Annotated in this window: 22 protein-coding genes; 6 read left to right on the forward strand and 16 right to left on the reverse strand. The window is 34.5% G+C overall.

Annotated elements, in window-relative coordinates:
* Positions 1–8 precede the first annotated feature (8 nt).
* Positions 9–1028 (forward strand): quinone-dependent dihydroorotate dehydrogenase, encoded by a 1020-nt coding sequence (locus B8977_RS04565; protein WP_084016494.1) that lies wholly within the window; start codon positions 9–11, stop codon positions 1026–1028.
* Between the two features lie 115 nt (positions 1029–1143).
* Here B8977_RS04565 and B8977_RS04570 read toward each other — a convergent pair whose 3' ends face one another.
* From B8977_RS04570 to B8977_RS04585, 4 genes are all read right to left on the reverse strand, one after another.
* Entirely contained in the window at positions 1144–2040 is an 897-nt protein-coding gene (locus B8977_RS04570; protein WP_084016495.1) for a hypothetical protein, read from the reverse strand.
* A 14-nt stretch (positions 2041–2054) separates the two neighbouring features.
* Positions 2055–2600 (reverse strand): ExbD/TolR family protein, encoded by a 546-nt coding sequence (locus tag B8977_RS04575; RefSeq protein WP_084016496.1) that lies wholly within the window; start codon positions 2598–2600, stop codon positions 2055–2057.
* Positions 2601–2607: 7 nt separating this feature from the next.
* Positions 2608–3204 carry an ExbD/TolR family protein gene (locus tag B8977_RS04580; protein WP_084016497.1) on the reverse strand — a complete coding sequence of 199 codons (597 nt, stop codon included), beginning with the start codon at positions 3202–3204 and terminating at the stop codon, positions 2608–2610.
* Positions 3205–3282: 78 nt separating this feature from the next.
* Positions 3283–4101 (reverse strand): MotA/TolQ/ExbB proton channel family protein, encoded by an 819-nt coding sequence (locus B8977_RS04585; protein ID WP_084016498.1) that lies wholly within the window; start codon positions 4099–4101, stop codon positions 3283–3285.
* Between the two features lie 319 nt (positions 4102–4420).
* On the opposite strand from B8977_RS04585, the gene B8977_RS04590 reads away from it, so the two are divergent.
* From B8977_RS04590 to B8977_RS04605, 4 genes are all read left to right on the forward strand, one after another.
* A complete protein-coding gene (locus B8977_RS04590) occupies positions 4421–4987 on the forward strand; it encodes a cob(I)yrinic acid a,c-diamide adenosyltransferase (RefSeq protein ID WP_084016499.1) in 567 nt (188 codons plus the stop codon).
* Positions 4980–5588, forward strand: a complete 609-nt coding sequence (locus B8977_RS04595; RefSeq protein ID WP_084016500.1) for a thiamine diphosphokinase — start codon at positions 4980–4982, stop codon at positions 5586–5588. Before B8977_RS04590 ends, B8977_RS04595 begins: the two co-directional genes overlap by 8 nt.
* A 117-nt stretch (positions 5589–5705) precedes the next feature.
* Positions 5706–6938: an AI-2E family transporter gene (locus tag B8977_RS04600; RefSeq protein ID WP_084016501.1), complete on the forward strand. Its 1233-nt coding sequence runs from the start codon at positions 5706–5708 to the stop codon at positions 6936–6938.
* Positions 6939–6949: 11 nt separating this feature from the next.
* Positions 6950–8410 (forward strand): aminoacyl-histidine dipeptidase, encoded by a 1461-nt coding sequence (locus B8977_RS04605; protein ID WP_084016502.1) that lies wholly within the window; start codon positions 6950–6952, stop codon positions 8408–8410.
* Position 8411: 1 nt separating this feature from the next.
* Here B8977_RS04605 and B8977_RS04610 read toward each other — a convergent pair whose 3' ends face one another.
* Genes B8977_RS04610 through B8977_RS04625 form a run of 4 tightly spaced genes read right to left on the reverse strand, consistent with a single transcriptional unit; the run spans position 8412 to position 13653 of the window.
* Positions 8412–9704 carry a glycosyltransferase family 4 protein gene (locus B8977_RS04610; protein ID WP_084016503.1) on the reverse strand — a complete coding sequence of 431 codons (1293 nt, stop codon included), beginning with the start codon at positions 9702–9704 and terminating at the stop codon, positions 8412–8414.
* A gap of 39 nt (positions 9705–9743) precedes the next feature.
* Positions 9744–12371: a YfhO family protein gene (locus B8977_RS04615; RefSeq protein WP_143736323.1), complete on the reverse strand. Its 2628-nt coding sequence runs from the start codon at positions 12369–12371 to the stop codon at positions 9744–9746.
* Complete coding sequence (locus B8977_RS04620) at positions 12358–12594, reverse strand: hypothetical protein (protein WP_084016504.1); 237 nt, start codon at positions 12592–12594, stop codon at positions 12358–12360. Before B8977_RS04620 ends, B8977_RS04615 begins: the two co-directional genes overlap by 14 nt.
* 3 nt (positions 12595–12597) lie before the next feature.
* Positions 12598–13653, reverse strand: a complete 1056-nt coding sequence (locus tag B8977_RS04625) for a DUF6263 family protein (protein ID WP_084016505.1) — start codon at positions 13651–13653, stop codon at positions 12598–12600.
* 205 nt (positions 13654–13858) lie between these two features.
* On the opposite strand from B8977_RS04625, the gene B8977_RS04630 reads away from it, so the two are divergent.
* Complete coding sequence (locus B8977_RS04630) at positions 13859–15577, forward strand: amino acid permease (RefSeq protein ID WP_084016506.1); 1719 nt, start codon at positions 13859–13861, stop codon at positions 15575–15577.
* Between the two features lie 73 nt (positions 15578–15650).
* Here the strand turns inward: B8977_RS04630 and B8977_RS04635 are convergent, their stop codons facing one another.
* The 8 genes from B8977_RS04635 to hisD all read right to left on the reverse strand — a co-directional run bounded on the left by B8977_RS04635 (position 15651) and on the right by hisD (position 24249).
* Positions 15651–17792: a M3 family metallopeptidase gene (locus B8977_RS04635; protein ID WP_084016507.1), complete on the reverse strand. Its 2142-nt coding sequence runs from the start codon at positions 17790–17792 to the stop codon at positions 15651–15653.
* Positions 17793–18230: 438 nt separating this feature from the next.
* Complete coding sequence (gene hisIE / locus B8977_RS04640; protein ID WP_084016508.1) at positions 18231–18815, reverse strand: bifunctional phosphoribosyl-AMP cyclohydrolase/phosphoribosyl-ATP diphosphatase HisIE; 585 nt, start codon at positions 18813–18815, stop codon at positions 18231–18233.
* A complete protein-coding gene (gene hisF, locus B8977_RS04645) occupies positions 18812–19567 on the reverse strand; it encodes an imidazole glycerol phosphate synthase subunit HisF (RefSeq protein ID WP_084016509.1) in 756 nt (251 codons plus the stop codon). The genes hisIE and hisF overlap by 4 nt, the downstream gene beginning before the upstream one ends.
* Positions 19561–20274: a 1-(5-phosphoribosyl)-5-[(5-phosphoribosylamino)methylideneamino]imidazole-4-carboxamide isomerase gene (hisA, locus tag B8977_RS04650; RefSeq protein WP_084016510.1), complete on the reverse strand. Its 714-nt coding sequence runs from the start codon at positions 20272–20274 to the stop codon at positions 19561–19563. The genes hisF and hisA overlap by 7 nt, the downstream gene beginning before the upstream one ends.
* Entirely contained in the window at positions 20271–20849 is a 579-nt protein-coding gene (gene hisH, locus B8977_RS04655; protein WP_084016511.1) for an imidazole glycerol phosphate synthase subunit HisH, read from the reverse strand. Before hisH ends, hisA begins: the two co-directional genes overlap by 4 nt.
* Positions 20846–21937, reverse strand: coding sequence for a bifunctional histidinol-phosphatase/imidazoleglycerol-phosphate dehydratase HisB (gene hisB / locus B8977_RS04660; protein WP_084016512.1), 1092 nt, complete (start codon positions 21935–21937; stop codon positions 20846–20848). Before hisB ends, hisH begins: the two co-directional genes overlap by 4 nt.
* On the reverse strand, positions 21930–22970 hold the full coding sequence (gene hisC, locus B8977_RS04665; protein ID WP_084016513.1) for a histidinol-phosphate transaminase: 1041 nt from the start codon (positions 22968–22970) through the stop codon (positions 21930–21932). Before hisC ends, hisB begins: the two co-directional genes overlap by 8 nt.
* Positions 22960–24249, reverse strand: coding sequence for a histidinol dehydrogenase (gene hisD, locus B8977_RS04670; RefSeq protein WP_084016514.1), 1290 nt, complete (start codon positions 24247–24249; stop codon positions 22960–22962). Before hisD ends, hisC begins: the two co-directional genes overlap by 11 nt.
* Positions 24250–24258: the final 9 nt, after the last annotated feature.

The following is a 24258-nucleotide window of genomic DNA, read 5'->3' on the forward strand; positions in this document are numbered from 1 at the left end:
GATTAACAATGTACAAATCCGTCATTCGTCCCATATTATTCAAATTTGATCCTGAAGCAATTCATCATTTTACGTTTTCATTTCTAAAAGTCATTCACAAAGTTCCATTTGTACCGCAGATTTTCAGAAGTTTATTTGTAATTGAAGATAAAAAACTGGAACGTGAAGTTTTTGGATTAAAATTTAAAAATCCAGTGGGGTTGGCGGCAGGATTTGACAAAGACGCAAAATTGTACAAAGAACTATCCAATCTCGGATTTGGATTCATCGAAATCGGAACAGTAACACCCAAATCACAATCGGGAAATGATAAAAAACGAATGTTTCGTTTGAAACAAGATGAAGCTTTAATCAACCGAATGGGTTTCAACAATGAAGGTGCATGGGAAGCAGCGAAGCGATTGCGAAAAAATAAAAAGATTTTAATCGGTGGAAATATCGGAAAAAATAAAGTGACTCCGAACGAAGATGCAATCCACGATTATGAAATTTGTTTTGATGCTTTGTACAGCGTAGTTGATTATTTTGTGGTCAATGTGAGCAGCCCGAACACACCAAATTTGAGGGAATTACAAGACAAAGAACCACTCATGAATTTACTTCAAACTTTACAAAATAGAAATTTATCCAAACCCAAAGCACGTCCGATTTTGCTTAAAATTGCGCCGGATTTGACCAATGAACAATTATTGGATATCATCGATATTGTAAAAACGACACAGATTGCAGGCGTAATTGCAACCAATACAACAATTTCAAGAGAAAATTTAAACTCTGAAAACAAAAAAGAAACAGGTGGATTGAGTGGAAAACCTTTGACGAAACGTTCTACCGAAGTAATTAGATTTTTATCTGAAAAAAGCGGGAAAGCATTTCCAATTATTGGAGTAGGAGGGATTCATTCTCCGGAAGATGCCATTGAAAAATTAAATGCAGGTGCATCTTTGATTCAAATTTATACCGGATTTATCTACGAAGGTCCAGGATTTGTAAAAAAGATAAATAAAAGCATCTTAAAAAATTCTTGAGAATTATTTTTTTGAAAAACTAAATTAATTTATAGATTGTAAAGAGGTCATTTCTTATATAAAAAAAGAGAAGCCTTTTGAGCTTCTCTTTTTTATATTAAAAGAAAATTTAAACTTATTGAACTACGTATTTAACTGGTAATTGGAAAACCAAGTTTACTGGAGATCCATCTTCCAATTTTGCAGGTTGAATAGTTTTTCCACTACTAGAAAGTCTTGTTGCAATTCTTTCTAACGCAGTTTTAGATTCTCTTCCCAATTCAGCGCTACCACCTGACATAGGTTTTACCTGAATGATTTTACCTGATTTGTCAATTACGAACTGAAGTTTTGCTACTGCTTGGCTTTCCCCTCTATCATTTAAGGTTTCAGCAAAGTCAGATAATTGGTCTCCTAACTGCTCATTCAATTTCTGAGCAAGACACTTTTGCAATTCTTCTTTCTTTCCTTTGAACTTTTCACAGCCCGGAAAAATCGCCATTTCAGAAACCTCACGAGCTGTAAAGTTACCTGTTGGAGCAGGTTTGTCCTTTGGTTTCCCATCACCGGTAGGTCCTGGAGGTGGCGTTGTAGGCATTTGAATACTTGTAGGTTTGTCACCTTCTACATTTTTGTCACCCAAGTTTTTATCTTTCATATCTTCCTGGGGAGGGATAGTTTCTTGTTTAGGTGGATTGGGAGCAGGCTCCGGCATAACCACTCTAATTTCTGCCACTTCTACTTCAGGTGGAGGTGGTGGAGGTGGTACGTCTTCAATGATTTCCTCAGGAATATCTGGGATTTCTACATCCGTCAACTCAATTTCTACCACACGTTCTTTTTCATCTGAGCGATTGATAGCATAGTTATAACCAACAATACCACCAACCAACAACAATACAATCAATGAACCAATCAAAAGGGATTTAGTTAAGTTGAAACGCTCAGAAGTTCTTAGGTCATATGCACCATATTCTTTATTTCTATTTTCGAATACGATGTCGTCTAATGTTTTAAAATGTTTGTCTGACATAATTTCTCTTCTTTTTAAGGGTTACTACTAGAGGTTCCACTTTTTTGCTCATATAAATCCAATTCCCAAGTAGGGATATCTACAATACCATATTTGGTTGATTCGGTAATTTCCATCTCATCCAGGGTATTGACTACATTCTCGTAGGTAGCATCATCGGTCGGTTTGATGATTATAGTAAACAATTCTTTATCAGGCGCATTGCTTTTTGCTGTTTTGATAATTTCTCTCAAACCCTCACGAGAATAGTTCGTTTCACTTATTTTATCCAAAGTCAATAAAGTCTTATCCAACTGATGCCAATACACCTTATCATCTTTTCCTAAAATTAAAGTCAATGTATTCTCATTTTTAACCTCAGGTGGTTTGTTTTTTTCTATATTCTTTGGAGGCATATTCAGTCCCATTACATTAGGCTTACTAAATGTAGTAGTAAACATAAAGAAAGTAATCAATAAGAAACCTAAATCTGCCAATGGGGTCATATCGACCTTGGTGGAAGCTTTCTTCGCGCGAACCTTGCCACCGTCATTACTCTGTTTTTCTTCTATCTGTGCCACGGCTTATTTATTGAGGTTTAACTTCTGAACTTGTGATCAACTGGAATTTATTTATATCCCTTTCTTGTAATTGTTTAATCAGCTCTTTAAATTTAGGATACTGTGCTTTCACATCCCCTTTAATTGCTAATTGAACTTTCGGATCAACTTCTATAGTAGATGTAATCCAGTCTACTAATTGAAGATCTACACTATCTAAAGGAATTCCGGGGATAGTTTTTTCTCTTTGCGAATCAGAGAGATTTAAATATGAATTTAAAGCTCGGATAGGCACAGGTACTTCAGACAATCCCATGAATACTCTTTTTTCACTGTCTGAAAAAGAAAGTCCATGTTTGGAAGCCATTTTGTCAAGCACAGCTATCTTATTTCTATCATCAATAATACTAAAGTAATATTTACCGTCATTATTAATGGTCACTCTCATCAAGTCTCCGTCCTGGAGTTTAGTTTCAGCAACAGAGCTCGGTGTTTTTACAGAAACGATGTCCGGTTTTTTGAACTGAGTGGTAAGGATGAAGAATGTAAGCAACAACCAAGCCATATCGCTCATCGCCGTCATATCCATATGGATACCCTGTCTTTTTGGTTTAACTCTTGCCATTTTTCAATTTTTAAATTTAATTATTCGTTACTCGTTGCGGCTAATCAAAAACTAACCGCGTTAAATTTGAAAAATGAATTAATGGTGCGATGCAAAAGATTGCTGAATGCTCATTCCAACTTCATCGATTTTGAAAGTCAAATCATCAATCTTACTTGTTATCATGTTATAAACGATAATTGCAATCGCTGATGCACCAATTCCCATACCTGTGTTGATAAGTGCTTCTGCAATACCTACAGATAAAGCCGCAGCATCAGGAGTTCCTCCACCTTCACCCAACGCGAAGAATGCCTTGATCATCCCGATTACAGTACCCATCAATGCAATAAGCGTACCTACTGAAGCAATTGTTGAAATAATAACTGTATTTTTCTCTAATGCAGGCATTTCCAAGGTCATTGCTTCTTCTAATGTTTTGTTTAATTCGATTAATTTTTGCTCTTTATTCATTGAGTTATCATTAGACAAAGCTTTGTATGTTGTCAAACCTTCTTTCACAACATTTCCAACAGAACCTTTTTGCTCATCACAAAGTTCTAAGGCTTCATTGATTTGGTTTCTACTTACCAAGTCTCTGATAGTATCAACGAATTTTGAAATATTTCCTTTTCCTGCAGCTTTGTTAAGTGCAAAAAATCTGTCGATACCAAATACAATAACCATCAAGAAGAAAGAAATAAGGAATGGTATAATCACACCTCCTTTGTAAATAATACCCATAAAGTTTTCAGGATCTCCATCGGTCGTACCACCTTTAAAATTGCTGGTGCTTCCAAATAATCCATAAAAAATTCCCATTGAGATAAGAATTAAAATGATAATCGTAATAGGAGCATTAAGACCTCCTTTTTTAGTAGATTTACTTTGAACAGTTTCTTTTGTTTCCATTTCCATTTTTAATTTTAATTACTTTGATTTTGTTAACAAGATTGCGAATCTATAATTTTTAATTAATATTTTGAATTTTTCTTTAAAAAAATTTCTCAATTAATGTTTATTTAACACTAATTGAGTAACCTAAATACAGACTATTAAATTCAAAATTATATCGACGCTAAATGTATAAATGCTTTGTAAATTTATCAACAAAAATCAAACCAAATTTATTAACAGCGTTTTACACATTCAAAATAATCCAAAACTAAAGCAATCGATTGCAGTATTTTGTTCATTTTAATAAATTGTATATTTGAAATGTTAAAATATAAATCAAATGAAAGTTTATACCAAAACAGGGGATAAGGGTACAACTTCACTTTACGGAGGCGTAAAAGTTTCTAAAAATCATGTGAGAATTGACGCTTATGGAACTGTAGATGAATTAAATTCAGCCATCGGACTCATCAGAAGTACAGAAATCCTTCCTATATATATAGAACAATTAATTAAAATTCAGAAAGATTTATTTCATGTCGGCGCTGAATTGGCCACACCACAAGAAAAAATGTACCTGGCCAACGGGAAATCTCGATTGCCTAAATTGGTTTCAGAAATCGATATTGAACAATTGGAAAATTGGATAGACGAAATGGAGGAGGAGCTGCCGCCATTGATGCACTTTATATTACCCGGTGGATATTTAGCTGCCTCTCATGCGCATTTGTCGCGTTGCATTTGCCGGAGAGCCGAAAGAATTACCGTTGCTTTGAATGATTTGGAAGAAATCAGAGGATTTGTACTCAAATATTTAAATAGATTGTCAGATTATTTGTTTGTTTTGGCTCGAAAGATTTCGCAGGATGCAGCTCATGAGGAAATAAAATGGCTTCCGAATGAATAGAGTAGCATTATTCCTAAATGGTCAGGCGCCTAAAATCTTTCCGGATTTAAATCAATTTGAAGTTATTTTCTGTACAGACGGTGCTTATCGGTATTTACAGGAAAAAGGGATAAAACCTGATGTAGTCAGTGGTGATTTTGATTCTTTATCACCAAATGAAATTTTAACTGAAATAGAAATAGTAGAAACACCGGATCAGAATTTCACAGATTTTGAAAAAGCTTTACAAATCATTCAAAACCGAAATTTCCATGACGTATATATATATGGAAGCAGCGGCATGGAACACGATCATTTTTTAGGAAATCTTTCAACCGGTTTGAAATACAAGGACAAATTGAATTTGGTTTTCTTTGATGATTACAGTTATTATTTTTTTTCAGAAAAAGAAACAGTTCTCGAAGATTATAAAGGAAGAATTATTTCATTGTATCCTTTTCCAGTTGCAAAAAATATTTTCACCGAGGGTTTGCTTTATGGATTAAACAATGAAGACTTAGATTTATCACAGAGAATAGGCATCAGAAATCAAGCGGTTAAAAATAAAGTTTCAATAAAATATGACGAGGGAGAATTGTTGATTTTCATAAAGAAAGATTAGTCTTTAAAAACACTCTATTTAACATAATATAAATTATAGGAAAAATATCCATCAAATTTATTAAATCTGAATTTGCCTATAATTAACTATCTTCGTGACATACACACAAAACTAACTATGGATTTACGAAAATCATTTAAACAATTAATTTCAAAACTATTAAATAAAGAAGAATTTGAAATTGACGATAATTCTGAAGCATTAATTGCTGAAGAAAAATCCGGTTCATTAGGAAAATCAATTACTTATAGTTTATTGGCTGTTGGATTGGTAATTGCATTTTTATATGCTTTGCAAAGCATTTTGATACCGATTTTATTTTCATTGATATTGTCGGTTACATTATTTCCGGTTTGTAATTTTCTTGAAAAATGGGGATTCAACCGACTCATGGCTTCACTCACAACATTGGTTTTGGCGATTATTTTATTTTTAGGAATAAGTTATTTATTTGTTTCTCAAACCATTAACATCGGACGTGACGCAAGTGAAATTGTTGGTAAAATTGAAACCGTTTTAAAAGAAGGTGAAAAATACGCCAATGACAAACTCAATCTTTCTCGAACTGATATTATCTCCAAAGCTAAAGAAGAACTAAATAAAGCCGCGCCTGATATTGGAGGTTTTGTCACCAGATTTTTTGGTTCGATTGGAAGTTTTCTTTCGATGGGAATTTTGGTTCCATTGATCATTTTCTTTTTCCTTTATTACCGCGATTTTTTTAAAGAATTCTTTGTAAGAGCTTGTTACAGCGCACCACGGGAAAAAGTTGAAGCCACATTGACCAAAATGTATGAAGCTTTGAACAATTATCTTGGCGGAATGCTCATGGTAATGGGATTGATAGCAGTTTTAAACACTATTGGTTTGATGATTTTAGGCATCGAATACGCTTGGTTTTTCGGAATTCTCGCTTCTTTATTGATGCTCCTTCCCTACATTGGAATCGCCATCGGGTCTATAATTCCTGCTTTATTTGCGCTCGCAACCAAAGACAGTTATTGGTACGCAGTTGGCGTTGTCGCTTGGTTTCAGTTCATTCAAACACTCGAAGGAAACATCATTACGCCCAACATTGTGGGAAATAAAGTCAGCTTAAATCCACTCGTTTCCATATTGTCATTATTTTTGTTCAGCATGCTTTTTGGTTTTGCAGGATTAATTTTAGCTTTGCCGCTGATGGCTATCATCAAAGTCTTATTTGATGCGGTCTCTGAACTAAAACCTTATGGATTTTTGCTAAGCGAACCAGAGAAAAAATATTTGTGGACAGAAAGACAAAAAAGATTGAAACCAGCTAAGGTCGCCAAAGAAAATTTAGAAGAAAAAATTGATAGAATCGAAGAATAAAACAAACAATTATGAATGAAATATTGAGTTTAGAACCTCAAAATATCTGGAAAAATTTCTCCAAACTAAATGAAGTTCCGCGTCCGTCTAAAAAAGAAGAAAAAGTCATACAGTTTATGGTGGATTTCGGGAAAAATTTAAACTTGGAAACAATCGTTGACAAAGTCGGAAACGTCATCATCAAAAAATCTGCTTCTGCCGGAATGGAAAACCGTAAAACAGTGGTTTTGCAATCGCATTTGGACATGGTTCATCAAAAAAACAACGATGTGAATTTTGATTTCGAAACACAAGGAATCCAAATGTACATTGATACGGATGGCTTTGTGAAAGCGAAAGGAACAACTTTGGGCGCAGATAATGGAATTGGCGTTGCGACGATTATGGCAGTTTTAGAATCTACCCAAATTGAGCACCCTGCGATTGAAGCTTTGTTCACAATCGACGAAGAAACCGGAATGACAGGTGCAATTGAATTGGATGAAACCGTTATTCAAGGAGAAATTCTTTTAAACCTTGATACAGAGGAAGATGATGAATTGACAATGGGTTGCGCAGGTGGTTTGGATGTAACCGCCACAAAAAAATATTCAATTGAAACTTTGAACGGAGATTTCAGTTCTGTAAAAGTAGATGTTAAAGGTTTAAAAGGTGGTCATTCAGGTGGAGACATTCATTTGGGATTGGGAAATTCAAACAAAATATTGGCAAGATTTTTAAATGAATCCCTTCAGTTCAAAGCGCAGATTGCAAGCATGAACAGCGGAAGTCTGCGCAATGCAATTCCACGTGAAGGTCATTTTATCATTTCTGCTTCGACTTCGGAAGTTGAAAATTTGAAATCTGCTTTTGAAACTTTGAAAAATGATATTCATACTGAATTTCAATCAGTTGAGCCTAATTTGAAAATTGAAATTTCCAATACGGAATTTAATTCTTATGTGGCTTCATTTGACGAAACTAAAAAATTCACTTTTGCTTTACTTTCCGCTTACAATGGTGTTTACAGAATGAGTCCGGAAATTGAAGGGTTGACTGAAACTTCTAACAATGTTGCAAATGTGGTAGTTGGAAACGGAGAAATGAAAATATTGTGTTTGACACGCTCTGCGTTGGATTCCAATAAAAAATTATTGTCTGAGACACTTAAATCTACTTTCGAGTTGGCTGATTTTACAGTCACATTTTCAGGTGGTTATCCCGGATGGAGACCCAATACAAATTCTGAAATCGTGAAATTAATGGAGAAAATTTATACCGAAAAATTCAACGAATCTCCAAAAATCAGTGCAACACACGGCGGTTTGGAATGTGGAATCATTGGCGGACATTACCCAAATTTAGATATGATTTCATTCGGTCCAAATATCTACGGAGCGCACTCTCCTGACGAACGTGTGGAAATCAAATCCGTACAAAAATTTTGGAATTATTTCTTAGAAGTTTTGAAACAAACGCCTGAAAAGAATTGATTTATAAACTTGAAATAAGTTGTGAAAGTCTTTCAGTCAAAGATTTTCTGGAATATTGATGGATTTTGGAAGATGGATTTTTAAAAAAATTCGTCTTCCATTTTTTATATTCTTCCGAAATAAAAGATTTCACTTCTGAGTTTTGTTGATGTGTGAAATAGCTTCCAGACTCGGTTTTAGTTAAAATTTTCTCTACATCTGCTCCACCCGGTCCAATGGCTAAAATCGGATTTCCAGTTGCCATGTATTCAAATATTTTTCCAGGAATAATTCCTTTAGATTTCTCGTCAGGAAAATTCGTTAGTAATAATAAAGTTGAATTTTTTATTAATTCAATTGATTCTTTATGAGATACATATCCTTTTTTAATTAAATAATCACTTAAATTATTATTAATAATAGAATTCTCAACTTCCTGACTTAAATTCCCTATAAATTCTAATTCAAAATCCGTAGAAAATTCAGAATTTTCTTGGATTAATTCATCTAGAGCTTGCCAAACAACTAATGGGTTTCTAGCAAATTCCAAACCACCACTATAAGAAATTTTGAATTTTGAATTTTGAATTTTGAATGAATTATTAAAATCAGGCTCTTCAAATCCATTCGTGATGACTTCCACCCTCCCCGCTCCGAGATTTTTATAATTTTCCGCATCGGTAAAACTCGTTGCAATTACAGCATCAGCATTTTTTAAAACTTTTCGTTCCAAAATTTCATGCGATTTCTGCGCAAAAGAAGTCAGTTTTAATTCGGAGTGGTAACTGATTTGCGTCCACGGATCTCGAAAATCTGCCAGCCACTTCAACTCAGGGTAAAATTCTTTTAGTTTGTAACCAATCAAATGCAAACTATGCGGTGGCCCCGTCGTGATGATGGTTTCAATTTGGTTTTCTTTCAAATATTTTCTAAGAAACCGAACCGAAGGTTCAACCCAATATTGACGTGCGTCAGGAATGAAAAAATTCCCACGTACAAAAACCGCCAGCCTCGTCAGAAAAGATTGTTTTTCAGCTTTCTCAAATTGTCCGGCTTTATATTGTTTTGATTTTGAATTGAGCTTTTCTGCGATTTGATAAGGTTCCCAAATTTTGGTTTTTAGAATCTTTAAATCAGGAGAAACTTCATTCAATAATGATTCATCAATGATCGGATAAGATGGATTTTCCGGTGTGTAAATAATCGGTTCAATGCCAAATTCAGGTAAATATTTTGCAAATTTCAACCAACGCTGTACACCGGGACCACCTGCCGGTGGCCAATAGTAAGTGATGATTAAAACTTTTTTTTTCATAAAATTGTGCTTTGTGTAATTCTTTGTGGTACACAAAGTTCACAAAGATTTTTCACTAAGTTCACTATTTCTATTTTTCCAACAATAAAATCCTCCACCTAAAACCAAAAGAACAAACAAAACATTGAAAGCCATCGTAACCATATTCCCTGTTTTTACCGTGTGTGGATTGAATTCCATCACGATTTGTTTGTCACCTTTTTCTAACTGAACTGCACGTAAGAAATAATTCGCTTTCAACATTTCTCTTTCTTTTCCATCGACTTTTATTGTCCAACCGTATGGATAATAAATTTCTGAGAAAACAGCAATTTTCGGCGAAGAAACATTGGCTTCGTATATCAATTTATTAGGTTGGTAATTCATTAATTTAATGGAAGATGAATTATCTGATGTAAATGATTTGTTTAATTTATTATTTAAAACAACTGTTCTTCTCAAATCAACGTCTTTCAACGCTAAAATTTCCTCATTTGCATTGTTCACATACTCCACTTCCGAAACTAACCAAGCATTTCCAAAAGCATCTGGATTTGCTTGAATCATTGGGGTTCTCGCGTTTCCGTGAACGATGTATTTTGTATTTAATAAATTTAAGATCTTCTGCGTATCCACTTGCTGATTGATGCCTAATTTCTGAGTTTTTTCAGAACCTGAAAAATACAAATCAATTACATCTTGAAAATTATGAAGTTTTGCTCCGTGGTAACCACCGATTGAATTTACAAAATAAGATGTCGTGGCATCATTGAATGTGCTGAAAACATTGTCAAACACACGGTATTGCGTTTTGTCCGCTTTGCGCAAACTGTCTAAACTTTTGTTGAATGGGACTTTTTGTGCAACGCCCATCAAATGTTGATTTTCCCTTGCTCCTTCCAATAATCTTGGTGAAAGTTCAGTCGGAAAAGGATTATCCACAAATAATTTAGAAACAAAATTATCTTCATTTAAATAACGTTTGTTGATTTGCCAACCATCAATTAATGCTAAAAACCCGATTCCTAAAACGATTATCAAACTGTTTTTCAGGTATTTGAATTGATAAGCTAACAACAAAGCCAAAGTCAGAATTACAAAAATCAAAGTTCTCAATGTATCCGCTCTGAACATATCGATTCTGTCTTGAATCAATGCTTTGTTCACGTTGTTCAATAAAGTATCCCAAACACCATAACCATCCGGATATCCTTGTTTGACTGCTCCCATAATATCTTGCTTGGTATATAAATCATATTCGGTTGAAAAGCTGAATAAATTTCCTCCAAATAAATAGAAAATGATTAATAAACCTACAACTCCCCCTCCGGCATACATCAGGATTTTCTTTTTGAATTCATCTGTCAAACTTTCATCTTTGAAGAAAACATACAAAGTCAGAATCGCTAATAAAGGCATGGTGAATTCTGCCATGACGAGCATTGACGAAACCGCTCTGAATTTATCGTAGAAAGGAAAATAATCCACAAACAAATTCGTCAAAAATGAGAAGTTTTTACCCCAAGCCAACATGATGCTTAAAACAGTTGCACCAAGTAACCACCATTTGTAATTTGACCATTTATTTCGAACTAAAAACAATCCTAAAAAGAATAAAAATATAACAATCGCTCCCTGATAAGCAGGTCCTGAAGTTCCCGGCTGGTCGCCCCAGTAAGTCGAAACCGGACTTGAAGCCAAATAGTCAAATGCTTGTGCATTGAATTCATTGTTCATGTCCAAAAGATGTTGTTGCTTTTGGATTTCAGCAATATAATTCTTTAGATTTTCTTCTTGAGGCTGGCTTCCACCACCCATAAAATTTGGAATGAAAAGATTGAAAGTTTCCAGTTTTCCATAACTCCAATGTGTTATGTAATCGTGGTCTAATCCTGAATCTTTTTCAGTTAACAAAGTCATGTCTGACTTTCCTCGGATGGTTTCTTTGCTGTATTCGTAAGTCGTCATCAATCTAGTGGAATTCAATCCGACACCGATGATACTTGCACCAATTAACAATCCGGTTGCGATGGTAAAAGGTTTGATTTCTTTTAATTTGATGGCATCAATTAATTCAACCACAAAAAATACCATCATCACCAGGAAAAGATAAAACGTCATTTGCGGATGATTGGCAGATAACTCCAACCCCATACACAAAGCCGTGAGTAAAAATCCGGCAATGTATTTCCGCTGATAAAGCAAAATAATTCCCGCTACCAATGGCGCAAAATAAGCAATTGCATGCACTTTTGCGTTATGTCCGGCAGCGATAATGATGTAGAAATAAGCACCTAATGCAAAGAAAATTGCTCCGGTCAAAGCATATTTCCAATTGTTTTTGAAGACTACCATTCCAAGAGTGAAAAATCCTGCGAACAACAAGAAAATGTAATCGGCAGGACGTGGTAAAAACCTGAGCGTCTGGTCTATTTTTTTGATAAAATCATAATCGTATTTCGCGCCGGTTTGGTACGTGGGCATTCCGCCAAACATGGCGTTGGACCAATAGGTATTTTCTCCGGTTTTTTCTTGAAATTTTTGCATTTCTTCCGCACTTCCTTTATAATTCACAATATCGGGCTGGATAATCGAATTGTCGGAAAGTACCGGCGAACAATAAGCAACCGCAATTATTGCAAATAAAATGATTGCTACGGCACTGAAAATGAGATTATTTTTTTTCATCTTTTTCTTCTATGACTTCATAATCTACCGATTCGGCTTCGATAGTAAATTTCGGCTTTTCCAAACTTTCTGAATTAGAATAAGTCTGGCTTCTGTTTTGGTTTTGATTTGGATTGGAAAAAGGATTTTGCTGCGGGCGTTTCGGTGTGAAAAAAATACGCACAACCATCCTTATAACCAAATAAGCAACCAATGAATAAAATACGAATTTGAGCAGTGACATAATTTAATTTACAGATGTTTTTGTAGTGGAAGTCTGTGTCATCGTTTTTTTCTGACCTTGTCCTTCCATAGTTTGTTTTACGGTTTCGCTTTTGGTTAAATCTACTTTTTTAATCCAACCTGAACCTAAATCTAAATCAATTGAACCCTTGAGTGTTGCATTATTTGACATTGACATTGTAACACCTTGTTGCGTTTCCTTTCCGTTTACATTTTGAACTCCATCTACAGTAATTGTTGCGATGTTTCCATCTATTGATTTAAATGTTCTTGTAACTTTATTGGTTCCTTTGATCGGGCCTTCACTGATATTTTGAGAATCTTCCCAATTTTCTCCTATCTTCATGGATTTATCTGGAAAAATGTTTAATGTTTCTTCAAATTGCATTTTGATGAATTCTGAATTTAAAGTTCCTTTCAAAAGTTCACCAATCATTTTTTGTTCTTCAGCTGTAAAATCATTTTTTAGCTTTGATTGAACCGATGAAGAAACCTTATCCAATCCTTTAACATTTAGCACTTTACCTTTATTGTCGACTTCCATTTGAAAAGTCTCCCCTGTAATTGCCTTATAAATTTTCCAGCTTTGTGCAATGTCTTTATCAGCCGGTTGAGTTGAACCTGTGTTGTAAAACATTTTTTCTCCTTCGGGAGAAGTAAATTCCTCACTAAATGCTTTGAAAGTAGCTTTCAATTTGAATTTATTATCGACAACATCTTCTACAAAATAAGAAACATCAGTTGTACGTGAGCTTGTCATCTTCTGAGATTGCGTACCGTCACTTAAACTTTGGTTCGTATTGATTTTCAAAGAAAAAGGATAAGTTTCTCCTTTCTTCAAATTGTATCTAAAAGTATAAGTTCCATCTTCTGCTTTTTGCAAAGCAGCTTCTTCGTTAGGGATTTCTTTTACATTTTCAGTAGAAAAGACAACAGTATCTCCTGCTTCATTTACAACTAATTTTTCTCCGTTTTCATTTGTTCCTACAACTTTTTCATTTTCTTTTTTACAACTTGCAATCAATGCAAAAGCAGCAAGAATTATCAGTGATTTCTTCATTCAATTTCAAATTTGGGGCAAGTTAATTATAAAATCAGATATACCTTTAATCACAAAGAATTTTAATCGAATTTTAGGATTTTATTTGGTACGAAATATTAAAAAAACTGTTTCTTTTTTGTCGAAACGATAAATTTACCAATGGAAATATAAAGAATTTGTTACTTTTGTTCATCTTGATAACACAAATCGAAAAACAAAACACATGAGTATTTTTACAAGAAAACCTTTGTCCACGCTATTGGCAGAAGCCAGCGACAGCGGAGAACACACTCTCAAAAAGACATTGGGAACCTGGGGATTGATTTCACTGGGAATCGGAGCCATCATTGGTGCTGGACTTTTTTCCATCACGGGAATGGCCGCCGCTGACTATGCCGGACCATCAATCGTTATTTCCTTTATCATTGCAGCTTTGGGCTGTGCGCTGGCAGGATTATGTTATGCTGAATTTGCATCGATGATACCAGTTGCGGGAAGTGCCTACACCTATTCTTATGCAACAATGGGCGAATTTGTCGCTTGGATCATCGGATGGGATTTGGTTTTGGAATACGCTGTTGGAGCCGCTACAGTTGCTTCGAGCTGGTCGGGTTATCTCGATAAATTTTTACAATCCGTTGGAATTAATTTCCCTCCTGAATTATTGATGACACCTTTTGATTCAATGACTTTGGCAAACGGAGACGTGGTAACGGGTTTAATTAATTTACCCGCTGTTTTCATCGTAACCATTATGTCTTTGGTTTTGATCAGAGGAACGCAGGAATCATCCTTTGTAAATGCAATTATTGTAGTTATGAAAGTGGTAATCGTACTAATATTTATCGTAGTAGGATTTCAATACATCCGTCCTGAAAACCATGTCCCATTCATTCCTGAAAATACCGGAAAATTTGGAGAGTTCGGTTTCTCCGGAATCATTCGGGCCGCCGCCGTCGTGTTTTTTGCCTATATTGGTTTTGATGCTGTGAGTACTGCAGCTCAGGAAACTAAAAATCCTAAAAAGTCTATGCCTTTAGGAATTTTAGGGTCATTATTGATCTGTACAGTTTTATATATATTGTTTGCATTTGTAATGACGGGAGTTGCTAATTATGAGGCTTATGGTGCAGATCCAACCAATAAATTGGCACCTGTTGCCATTGCGATCAGCAATATGGGAGATTTAGGACCGGACGGTGTTGTTCATGCTGCTTACCCTTGGTTAAATACTTCTATTGTGGTAGCGATTTTATTGGGATATGCTTCTGTAATCCTGGTTTTATTGTTAGGGCAAAGCCGTGTGTTCTATTCGATGAGTAAAGATGGATTGGTTCCGAAAATATTTTCTTCAATTCATCCTAAATTCCAGACACCACATAAATCGAATTTATTCTTTTTGTTATTCGTAAGTATTTTTGCGGCATTTGTTCCAGGACGTGTTGTGGGAGAAATGACGAGTATCGGAACTTTATTTGCATTCATTTTAGTTTGTGCCGGCGTTTTGGTCTTGAGAAAATCTATGCCTGATGCACCAAGAGCTTTCAGAGTTCCATTGGTTCCATTAATTCCGATTTTAGGGATTTTGGTTTGTTTCTTTATGATGGCTTTTTTGCCATTGGACACCTGGATGCGTTTGATTTTATGGATGATTGTTGGTTTGGATGTTTATTTATTTTACGGATTGAAAAACAGTCATTTAACTAGTCATCAACCCGGAATTATAAACAATGCCAATAAATTTGTAGGAATTAGCGGTTTGGTTCTTTCTATTGCTTTGATTATCGTTGCTGTAGCACATCATCAGGTTTCTGAAGTCAATCCTTCAACAGGACAAATTAATGACGCAGGTTTGTATTATTTCTCAATGGCATTTGGAATTATCCACTTGTTGCTTTACATCTTTAAAACAATGAAAGGTTACGGAACTAAAACCGTTTAATCTTTAAATTAAGCATACAAAAAAGGCAGTCAAATCGACTGCCTTTTTCATTTTATAATCAATTCAAATTGAATTAATTCTTCAAATTATTTTGATTTACAGTTAAACCTCTTTTTTTCAAAAGCGGTTCGATGCTTGGTTCTGAGCCACGGAATTTTTTGTAAAGTTCCATCGCATCTTCCGTATTTCCTTTTTCAAGAATATTTTTTCTAAATGACTGCGCTTTTTCTTGGTTAAATAAAGAAGTCGATTTAAATACAGAATAAGCATCCGTATCTAAAACACCTGACCAGATGTAGCTGTAATAACCTGCGGAGTATCCACCCGCAAAAATATGTTGGAAATAAGTACTTTTATAACGTGGAATAATGGATGAAATTAATCCTAATTTCTGCATAGATTCTTTCTCGAAATCAGTAACGGATTTTGTGATATTTCCTGCTTGTGTGTGGTAATCTAAATCTAAAAGTGAAGCAGCTAAATATTCCGTCGTCGCAAATCCCTGGTCAAAAGTTCCGCTTTTTTCCAATTTCTGAATCAAAGCATCCGGAATTATTTCTCCTGTTTTGTAATGTTTTGCATACATTTTCAAAACTTCAGGATCGGCTGCCCAGTTTTCCATAACCTGAGATGGGAGTTCCACAAAATCTCTTGAAACATTAGTTCCGGAAAGACTTTCGTAAGTTACGTTAGATAAAAGCCCGTGCAATGCATGTCCAAACTCATGGAAAAATGTAATGGTTTCATCATACGTCAACAAAGCCGGCGCATCTGCAGTAGGTTGTGTAAAATTACATACAATTGTAACTACCGGAAGAATTCTTTTGCCATTTTCCATTTTTTGCTCGCGGAATGAGCTCATCCACGCTCCTCCTCTCTTCGATTCTCTCGGGTGCATATCCATGTAAAGAATTCCAACTTCTTTTCCGTCAGCTTCGGTTACTTTCCAAGTTGTAACGTCTTTGTGGTAAATCGGAAGATTCGTCAATTGTTCGAATTTCAATCCATATAATTTCTCGGTAACCATAAAAACACCATCACGTACATTGTCGATTGCGAAGTATGGTTTGATTTCAGATTCTTCCAAATCAAATTTCTGTTTGCGCAATTTTTCGGTGTAATATCTCCAATCATAAGGTTGAACAGCATCGTTGATTCCGTCAGCTTTCATCAAAGCTGCAATTTCAGCTTCTTCTTTTTTAGCATTTTCCAACGCTGGCTTCCACAATTGATTCAACAAATCAAAAGCTTTTTCAGGTGTTTTTGCCATCGATTCTTCCAAAACATAAGCCGCATGGTTTGTATAACCCAAAAGTTTTGCTTTTTCGTTACGGAGATTGGCTTGTTTGATGGCCAATTCTTTGTTGTCGAATTCATTTCCGTTGTTGCCACGGTTTTGGTAAGCGGTCCAGATTTCTTTTCTCAAATCACGATTGTCAGCAAATTGGAGGAATGGCATCACGCTAGCATTCTGCAAAGTAAAAATCCATTTTCCTTCTTTTCCTTTTTCTTTGGCTGTATTTGCAGCAGATTCAACCAAAGACTCTGGCAATCCTGTTAAATTTTCTTTTTTGTCAACGACCAACTCATAATTATTGATTTCAGACAAAAGATTGTCTCCGAATTTTACGGATAAAACCGATAATTCTTCATTTAATTTTCTCAATTTATTTTTCCCTTCCGCATTTAAATTAGCTCCGCTTCTTACAAATTTCTTGTATTTTTCTTCGAGTAATTTTTTTTGTTCCGGGTTTAAATTGAATTTGTCCTGATTTTCATAAACTGATTTTACACGTTGAAATAATTTTTCGTTTAAGTAAATATCATCGTTGTGTTTTGATAACAATGGTGCATTTTTCTGTGCCAAAGCCTGAAGAGTATCATTTGTGTTTGAGGAAGTTAAATTGAAAAATACAGTTAAAGTTTTCTTCAACAACTTACCTGAATTTTCCATTGCAATGATGGTATTTTCAAAAGTCGGTTCAGCCGTTTCATTTGCAATCTTATTGATTTCTTCTGTCTGAGCTTTGAATCCTTCTATGAAAGCAGGTTCAAAATGTTCATTTTTGATTTTATCAAAAGGAGGCACCTGATAAGGCGTTTCGTATTCTGTAAAAAACGGATTTTCTGATTTATCTGTTGAAGCATCTTTTTTACAAGCTGTCATAATCAATCCTGTGGTTAAAATAATAAATGAGATTTTTCTTTTTATCATGAGAATGTATTTCTGTGAAAAACAAAGATATATATTCCTGCAAATTAAGAGAGAACTTGATTGCTTTAAATTACTCTAAATCTTTATACATACCAATTTTTAGGACATCTTCCTCAAAAAAGGGTTTCTAATTTTGTTGCCTTCCTTATATATTATGGATAAAAAAATATAAGAAAATCCATAGTGTAGTGAAAACAGCCAACACAGGGAGTACAGATTTTAGTTTTTTCTTGTCTTTTTCAACAATTAAGACATACAAGATATAAACTATAAATACTGCCAGAAAAATAATTGGCATTAGGAGATACATCATATTGTTATGTTTAAAGTTATTGCTTATTACTCAAATTTAGTTAATAGTGATTGACTATACAAATTTATAATTTACAGCACGGAATAATCAAATAGGCGAAAATAACAGAAAGTTTGAAGCTATTGTTATAATCTTTGACTCAATACTTTTTCTATTTCTTGGAAACCCATATTTTTTGATTTTAATAAAATTAAAAAATGATATAATAAATCTGCCGCTTCATTTTTAAATAAATCATCATTATTATCTTTGGCCTCAATTATCAATTCGACTGCTTCTTCCCCAACTTTCTGCGCAACTTTATTAATGCCTTTTTGATACAATTCATTGGTGTAAGAGTTTTTGGTGTTTTCATCGATTCGTTGATTGATGATTTCCTCCAGACGATACAAAAAGCCATTAGAAGTATCGTTGCAAAAACATGATACTGCGCCTGTATGACAAGTCGGACCTTCTTGTTTAACTTGAATAAGCAGTGCATCGTTGTCACAATCTATATGGATTTTTTTAACCCATAAAAAATTGCCCGAAGTTTCACCCTTTGTCCATAAACGATTTTTCGTGCGGCTAAAAAAAGTAACTTTTTCTTCTTTTAATGTTTTCAGGTAAGCATCCTCATTCATATAGCCCATCATCAATACCTGAAGACTTTTTTCAGCTTGTATGATTACCGGAACCAATCCATTTGCTTTGTTAAAATCTATATTCATATTCTTACCGGGATGTTTTGTTTGTTTAAAAATTCTTTGAGTTCGGGTATTGGAATTTGTCCAAAGTGAAAAACACTTGCAGCCAAAGCTCCTGTCGCTTTGCTCTTTTCAAATACCTCTGCAAAATCTTGCTTCTTCCCTGCTCCACCTGAGGCAATGACGGGAACCGAAACCTTCTCTGAAACCTGTTGAGTAATTTCTAAAGCAAATCCGGATTGCGTTCCATCATTGTTCATCGATGTCAATAAGATTTCTCCCGCACCCAGTTCAACTCCTTTTTCAGCCCATTCCAAAGCATTTAATTGGGTATTAACATTTCCTCCATTTCTGAAAACAATCCATTGATTGTCAACAAATTTTGTGTCGATTGCGAGAACTACGCATTGGCTTCCAAATTCATTTACAATTTCTGCAATGAGCTTAGGATTTTGAATAGCAGAAGAATTGATACTGATTTTATCAGCACCGGAATTAATAATCATTTTCGCATCTTCAAGAGAATTAATTCCCCCACCGACGGTAAAGGGAATATTGATTTCCGAAGCAATTTCACTCACCAATTCACATAAAATTTTTCGTTTCTCTAATGTGGCAGTAATGTCCAAAAAAACCAATTCGTCTGCTCCTTCTTTTACATATCGTTGAGCCAATTCAATCGGATCTCCAGCGTCTTTTATTCCTTCAAAATTAATTCCCTTGACGACTCTCCCGTTTTTTATATCTAAACAAGGAATGATTCTTTTCTTTAACATAATTCGATTAATTCTTTGAGATTAATTGTTCCTTCATAAATTGCTTTACCAATGATTGCGCCTTCACACCCTAAGCTTTTTAATACATTCAGATCTTCTATTGTTGTAATTCCACCGCTTGCGATGAGGAAAATTTGGGTGTCAAATAAAATTTCTTTGTATAATTCTACAGAAGGACCGGAAAGCATTCCATCTTTTTCAATATCAGTGACAATACAGTATTTTATTTTATTTTTCTCATATTCCTGAATAAAATCAATTACATCCAAATCATTACTTTCAAGCCAGCCATGGGTTGCGATTTTTCTGTTCTTGCAATCAGCTCCTAAAATTATTTTATCTGTGCTAAATTGATTTATCCATTCTATCATCAATTCAGGATTTTGAACTGCAATGCTCCCTACCGTTATTTGTTTTGCCCCTGCATTAAAAGCAATTTCCACATCATTCAGAGATTTAATTCCTCCACCGAAATCTATTTGCAAATCAGTTTTGGAAGCCAAATTTTCTAAAACTTTTTGATTAATGATTTGCTTCGATTTGGCTCCATCCAAATCCACCAGATGCAGATATTTAATTCCAAAATCCTCAAACATTTTGGCTACTTCGAGTGGATTTTCATTATATATTTTTTGTGTTTTGTAATCACCTTTGGTCAAACGGACGCATTTTCCGTTGATGATATCTATTGCGGGAATAATTCTCATAATTGTAGAAAGTTTTTTAAAATTTGAAGTCCATTGTCTGCTGATTTTTCGGGGTGAAATTGCGTCGCATAAAAATTATCTTTTTGCAAAGCCGCACTGAACGTCAAAATATAATCTGTAAAAGCAGTAGAATTTTCACAGATTTCGGCATAATAACTGTGAACAAAATAGCAGTCATCTTCCAAGTTTACGTTTTGAAATAATTCTCCATTGAGAAAGCTGAAATTATTCCAACCCATATGAGGAACGAGATTTTCAGTCGGAAACTTTTTAACTTTCGTTTTAAAGATTCCCAATCCTTTGGTATCTCCCTCTTCTGAATGTTCACACAAAAGCTGCATGCCCAAACAAATTCCCAAAACTGGATTTTGGAGAGATTTAATCACTTCATCAATTCCTCTTTCTTTCAGATATTTCATGGCTGAAGCAGCTTCACCAACTCCCGGAAAAATCACTTTATCAGCTGATTTCAATAGTTTATCATCATCTGTTATGATTACTTCATAACCTAATTTTCTTACCGCATTTTCTACAGATTTCACATTTCCGGCATTGTATTTTAAAATGGCTATCATATTATTCCTTTGGTACTTGGGATGTTGTAATTTTCGGTTTTAGTGACAGCCATTTTAATGGCTTTTGCAAATGCTTTGAATATAGATTCTATTTTATGGTGCTCATTTTTACCTTCTGCTTTGATGTTCAAATTGCATTGTGCCTGATCACTAAAAGATTTGAAGAAATGAAAAAACATTTCTGTGGGCACATCCCCGATTTTTTCTCGCTTGAAATCTACATCCCAAACAATCCAAGGACGTCCTCCAAAATCAAGTGCTACCTGCGCCAAACAATCATCCATCGGCAATAAAAACCCATAACGTTCGATTGCTTTTTTACTTCCTAAAGCCTGTAAAAAAGCATCTCCAAGTGCGAGTGCAGCATCTTCAACCGTGTGGTGTTCATCAATTTCCAAATCACCTTTTACTCTGATATTTAAATCCATATTTCCATGTTTAGAGATTTGTTCCAGCATGTGATCGAAAAATGGCAATCCGGTATCAATTGATGAATTTCCGTTTCCGTCTAAATTAATTTCTACCGAAATATCTGTTTCCAAGGTTTTTCGTTTTTTAATTCCAATTCTTGGCAAAGCTTTTAAATGTTGATAGATTTCACTCCAATCCAGTGAAGTAAATGTTGCATCTGCAAGAAGCTCTTTATTGATAAGTATAGATTTAGTCCCAAGATTTTCAGCCAGTTGCATATCAGTTTTCCGATCACCAATTACATAAGAATTTTCCAAATCATAATCTCCGTAAATGTATTTTCCGAGCATCGAAATTCCGGGTTTTCTGGTTGGTTTGTTTTCATGTTCGAACGATGCATCAATATAAATCTCAGAAAAGACAACACCTTCATTTTTTAAAGTTTCCAGAATGAAATTTTGCACCGGATGAAAAGTGTTTTCCGGAAACGAATCGGTTCCCAATCCATCTTGGTTGGTAACCATCACCAATTCAAAATCTAGTTCTTTGGAGATTTTGGACAGGTTACTAATCACTAGCGGGAGAAATTCCAGTTTTTCAAAACTGTCAATTTGAAAATCTTCAGGTTCTTTGATGATGGTACCGTCACGGTCTATGAATAATACTTTTTTAGCCATTGTCAATTACTTTTAACTCGGTTATTAATTTTTGATTTTCTTCAGGAGTTCCTACTGTAATCCGTAAACATTTTGGTATTACAGAATTTCTGTTTCGAATTATGATTTGTTTTTCAATTAATTTTTTGTACAATTCATCTGCATTTTTCACTTCCATCAAAATAAAATTAGCATCCGTCGGATAAACCTTTTTCACTAAATTCAAATGGTTTAATTCATTTATCAGTTTCGTTCTTTCAAATAAAATTTCATTTAATTTTGAATTAAATTCTTCCTGCTGATTTAAATATTTCAAAGTCATTTCCTGATTGATTGAACTGATGTTGTAAGGAGATTTCACTTTATTGTAAAAAGCCAGAATTTCCTCATTCATATAAGCAACTCCTAATCGGATTCCCGCCAATCCCCAGGCTTTGCTGAGTGTTTGGCTCACTATCAGATTAGGATAAATATTTAATTTTTCAATGAAAGAATTTTGCGCTGCAAAATCAATATAAGCTTCATCGATTATTACAATTCCACTAAATTTTTGCAAAATGAATTCGATATCGTCCGTGTTCAAAAGATTGCCCGTGGGATTATTGGGCGAACAAATGAAAATCAATTTCAGGTTTTCATCTTTTAAACAATTCTCTACAGTTTTTCTATCAATCTGAAAATTTTTATTCAAAGGAATCTGAATTAATTCCACTGCATTGATGTCTGCAGAAACCTGATACATACCATAGGTCGGAGCGAAAGTAAGTGCCGTGTCCTGATAAGGTTCACAAAAAATACGAAATGCCAAATCAATCACTTCATCACTTCCGTTTCCTATAAAAATCTGATTGGATTTACATTTTTTTATCTCAGCTAATTTCTGTTTTAATTGGTTTTGATAAGGATCCGGATAACGATTGTAAATCCCGTAGGGGTTTTCATTTGCATCTAAAAAAATCCCCTCTTTCCCAACATATTCTTCTCTTGCACTTGAATAAGGAGAAAGTTCAAAAATATTTTTTCTGAGCAATCGTTTGATTTTACTATTCATTATTTATCTTTTTTAATCGAATTGAAACTGCATTTTTATGAGCTAATAATTGTTCTGCTTCTGCCATCACTTCGATAGTTTGTCCAATACTTTGAAGTCCTTCTTTTGTGATTTTTTGAAATGTAATTTTCTTCACAAAACTATCCAGAGAAACACCACTATGGCTTTTCGCATAACCATTTGTAGGAAGCGTGTGATTGGTTCCGCTTGCGTAATCTCCAGCACTTTCGCAAGTATAATTTCCGAGGAAAACAGATCCTGCATTTTGTATTTGAGCAATGTAATTTTCAGCGTTTTCAATTGCTAAAATCAAATGCTCAGGAGCATATAAATTACTGAATTCAAAACATCTGTCAATTGAATCAAACACAACTACAAAACTATTTTCAATTGCTTTTTGTGCAATATTTTCTCGGGGTAAAATTTTCAATTGCCCGTTTAATGAATACTTAATTTTTTCAGGCATCGAAATGTCATCGGTTAATAAAATCACCTGACTATCAGCTCCATGTTCTGCCTGAGAAAGTAAATCGGAAGCAATAAAATCTGCATCAGCATTTTCATCTGCAATCACTAAAACTTCGCTCGGTCCCGCAGGTAAGTCGATTGCAATCCCGTTTTTTTGTACCAATTCTTTTGCTTTGGTTACATACTGGTTTCCCGGACCGAATATTTTGTCAACTTTAGGAATGCATTCTGTTCCGTAAGCCATCGCTGCGATGGCTTGAGCTCCTCCAATTTTATAAATTTCTGTGATTCCTAAATTTGTTGCTGTGTATAAAATTGCAGGATTGATTTGTCCATTTTCGTCACATGGGGTGCAGAGAATGATTCTTTTACAACCTGCAATCTGGGCCGGAATCCCCAACATCAAAATTGTTGAAAATAGTGGAGCTGAACCTCCGGGAATGTATAATCCTACATTTTCTATGGGTACAGATTTTCTCCAGCAACTTACGCCTTTCATCGTTTCAACTGATAATTCTGAATTTATTTGGGATAAATGAAATTTTTTAATATTTGCCGCTGCTATTGAAATTGCAGTTTTGAGTTCAGAATAAATTTTCCCTGATGCTGATTCAATTTCTGTTTGAGATACTATTAAGTTTTCGAGATTTACTTTATCAAATTTCAATGCAAAATTTTTTAAGGCTTTGTCTCCACTTATTTTAACTTCATCAATTATTTGTTTAACTAATTCTTCTAAGTTTTCTGAATCTAGAACTGGTCTTTTTACCAAATTATCCCATTCGGACTGAGGTGGATTTTTATATAATTTCATTTCAATAAA

This window comes from Moheibacter sediminis, assembly GCF_900176425.1.
In the GTDB taxonomy this organism is placed as follows: domain Bacteria; phylum Bacteroidota; class Bacteroidia; order Flavobacteriales; family Weeksellaceae; genus Moheibacter; species Moheibacter sediminis.

Excerpts from the sequence above, each read along its gene's own strand:
- hisA (WP_084016510.1), bottom strand. The coding sequence starts at position 20,274 with ATGAGAATTATTCCCGCAATAGATATCATCAACGGAAAATGCGTCCGT.
- B8977_RS04610 (WP_084016503.1), bottom strand. The coding sequence starts at position 9,704 with ATGAAAAAAAAAGTTTTAATCATCACTTACTATTGGCCACCGGCAGGT.
- B8977_RS04570 (WP_084016495.1), bottom strand. The coding sequence starts at position 2,040 with ATGTCAGACAAACATTTTAAAACATTAGACGACATCGTATTCGAAAAT.
- B8977_RS04620 (WP_084016504.1), bottom strand. The coding sequence starts at position 12,594 with ATGTCACTGCTCAAATTCGTATTTTATTCATTGGTTGCTTATTTGGTT.
- hisIE (WP_084016508.1), bottom strand. The coding sequence starts at position 18,815 with ATGAATATAGATTTTAACAAAGCAAATGGATTGGTTCCGGTAATCATA.
- hisF (WP_084016509.1), bottom strand. The coding sequence starts at position 19,567 with ATGTTAAAGAAAAGAATCATTCCTTGTTTAGATATAAAAAACGGGAGA.
- hisD (WP_084016514.1), bottom strand. The coding sequence starts at position 24,249 with ATGAAATTATATAAAAATCCACCTCAGTCCGAATGGGATAATTTGGTA.
- hisH (WP_084016511.1), bottom strand. The coding sequence starts at position 20,849 with ATGATAGCCATTTTAAAATACAATGCCGGAAATGTGAAATCTGTAGAA.
- B8977_RS04605 (WP_084016502.1), top strand. The coding sequence starts at position 6,950 with ATGAATGAAATATTGAGTTTAGAACCTCAAAATATCTGGAAAAATTTC.
- B8977_RS04590 (WP_084016499.1), top strand. The coding sequence starts at position 4,421 with ATGAAAGTTTATACCAAAACAGGGGATAAGGGTACAACTTCACTTTAC.
- B8977_RS04600 (WP_084016501.1), top strand. The coding sequence starts at position 5,706 with ATGGATTTACGAAAATCATTTAAACAATTAATTTCAAAACTATTAAAT.
- B8977_RS04630 (WP_084016506.1), top strand. The coding sequence starts at position 13,859 with ATGAGTATTTTTACAAGAAAACCTTTGTCCACGCTATTGGCAGAAGCC.
- B8977_RS04625 (WP_084016505.1), bottom strand. The coding sequence starts at position 13,653 with ATGAAGAAATCACTGATAATTCTTGCTGCTTTTGCATTGATTGCAAGT.
- B8977_RS04585 (WP_084016498.1), bottom strand. The coding sequence starts at position 4,101 with ATGGAAATGGAAACAAAAGAAACTGTTCAAAGTAAATCTACTAAAAAA.
- B8977_RS04595 (WP_084016500.1), top strand. The coding sequence starts at position 4,980 with ATGAATAGAGTAGCATTATTCCTAAATGGTCAGGCGCCTAAAATCTTT.
- B8977_RS04615 (WP_143736323.1), bottom strand. The coding sequence starts at position 12,371 with ATGAAAAAAAATAATCTCATTTTCAGTGCCGTAGCAATCATTTTATTT.
- B8977_RS04580 (WP_084016497.1), bottom strand. The coding sequence starts at position 3,204 with ATGGCAAGAGTTAAACCAAAAAGACAGGGTATCCATATGGATATGACG.
- B8977_RS04635 (WP_084016507.1), bottom strand. The coding sequence starts at position 17,792 with ATGATAAAAAGAAAAATCTCATTTATTATTTTAACCACAGGATTGATT.
- B8977_RS04565 (WP_084016494.1), top strand. The coding sequence starts at position 9 with ATGTACAAATCCGTCATTCGTCCCATATTATTCAAATTTGATCCTGAA.
- hisB (WP_084016512.1), bottom strand. The coding sequence starts at position 21,937 with ATGGCTAAAAAAGTATTATTCATAGACCGTGACGGTACCATCATCAAA.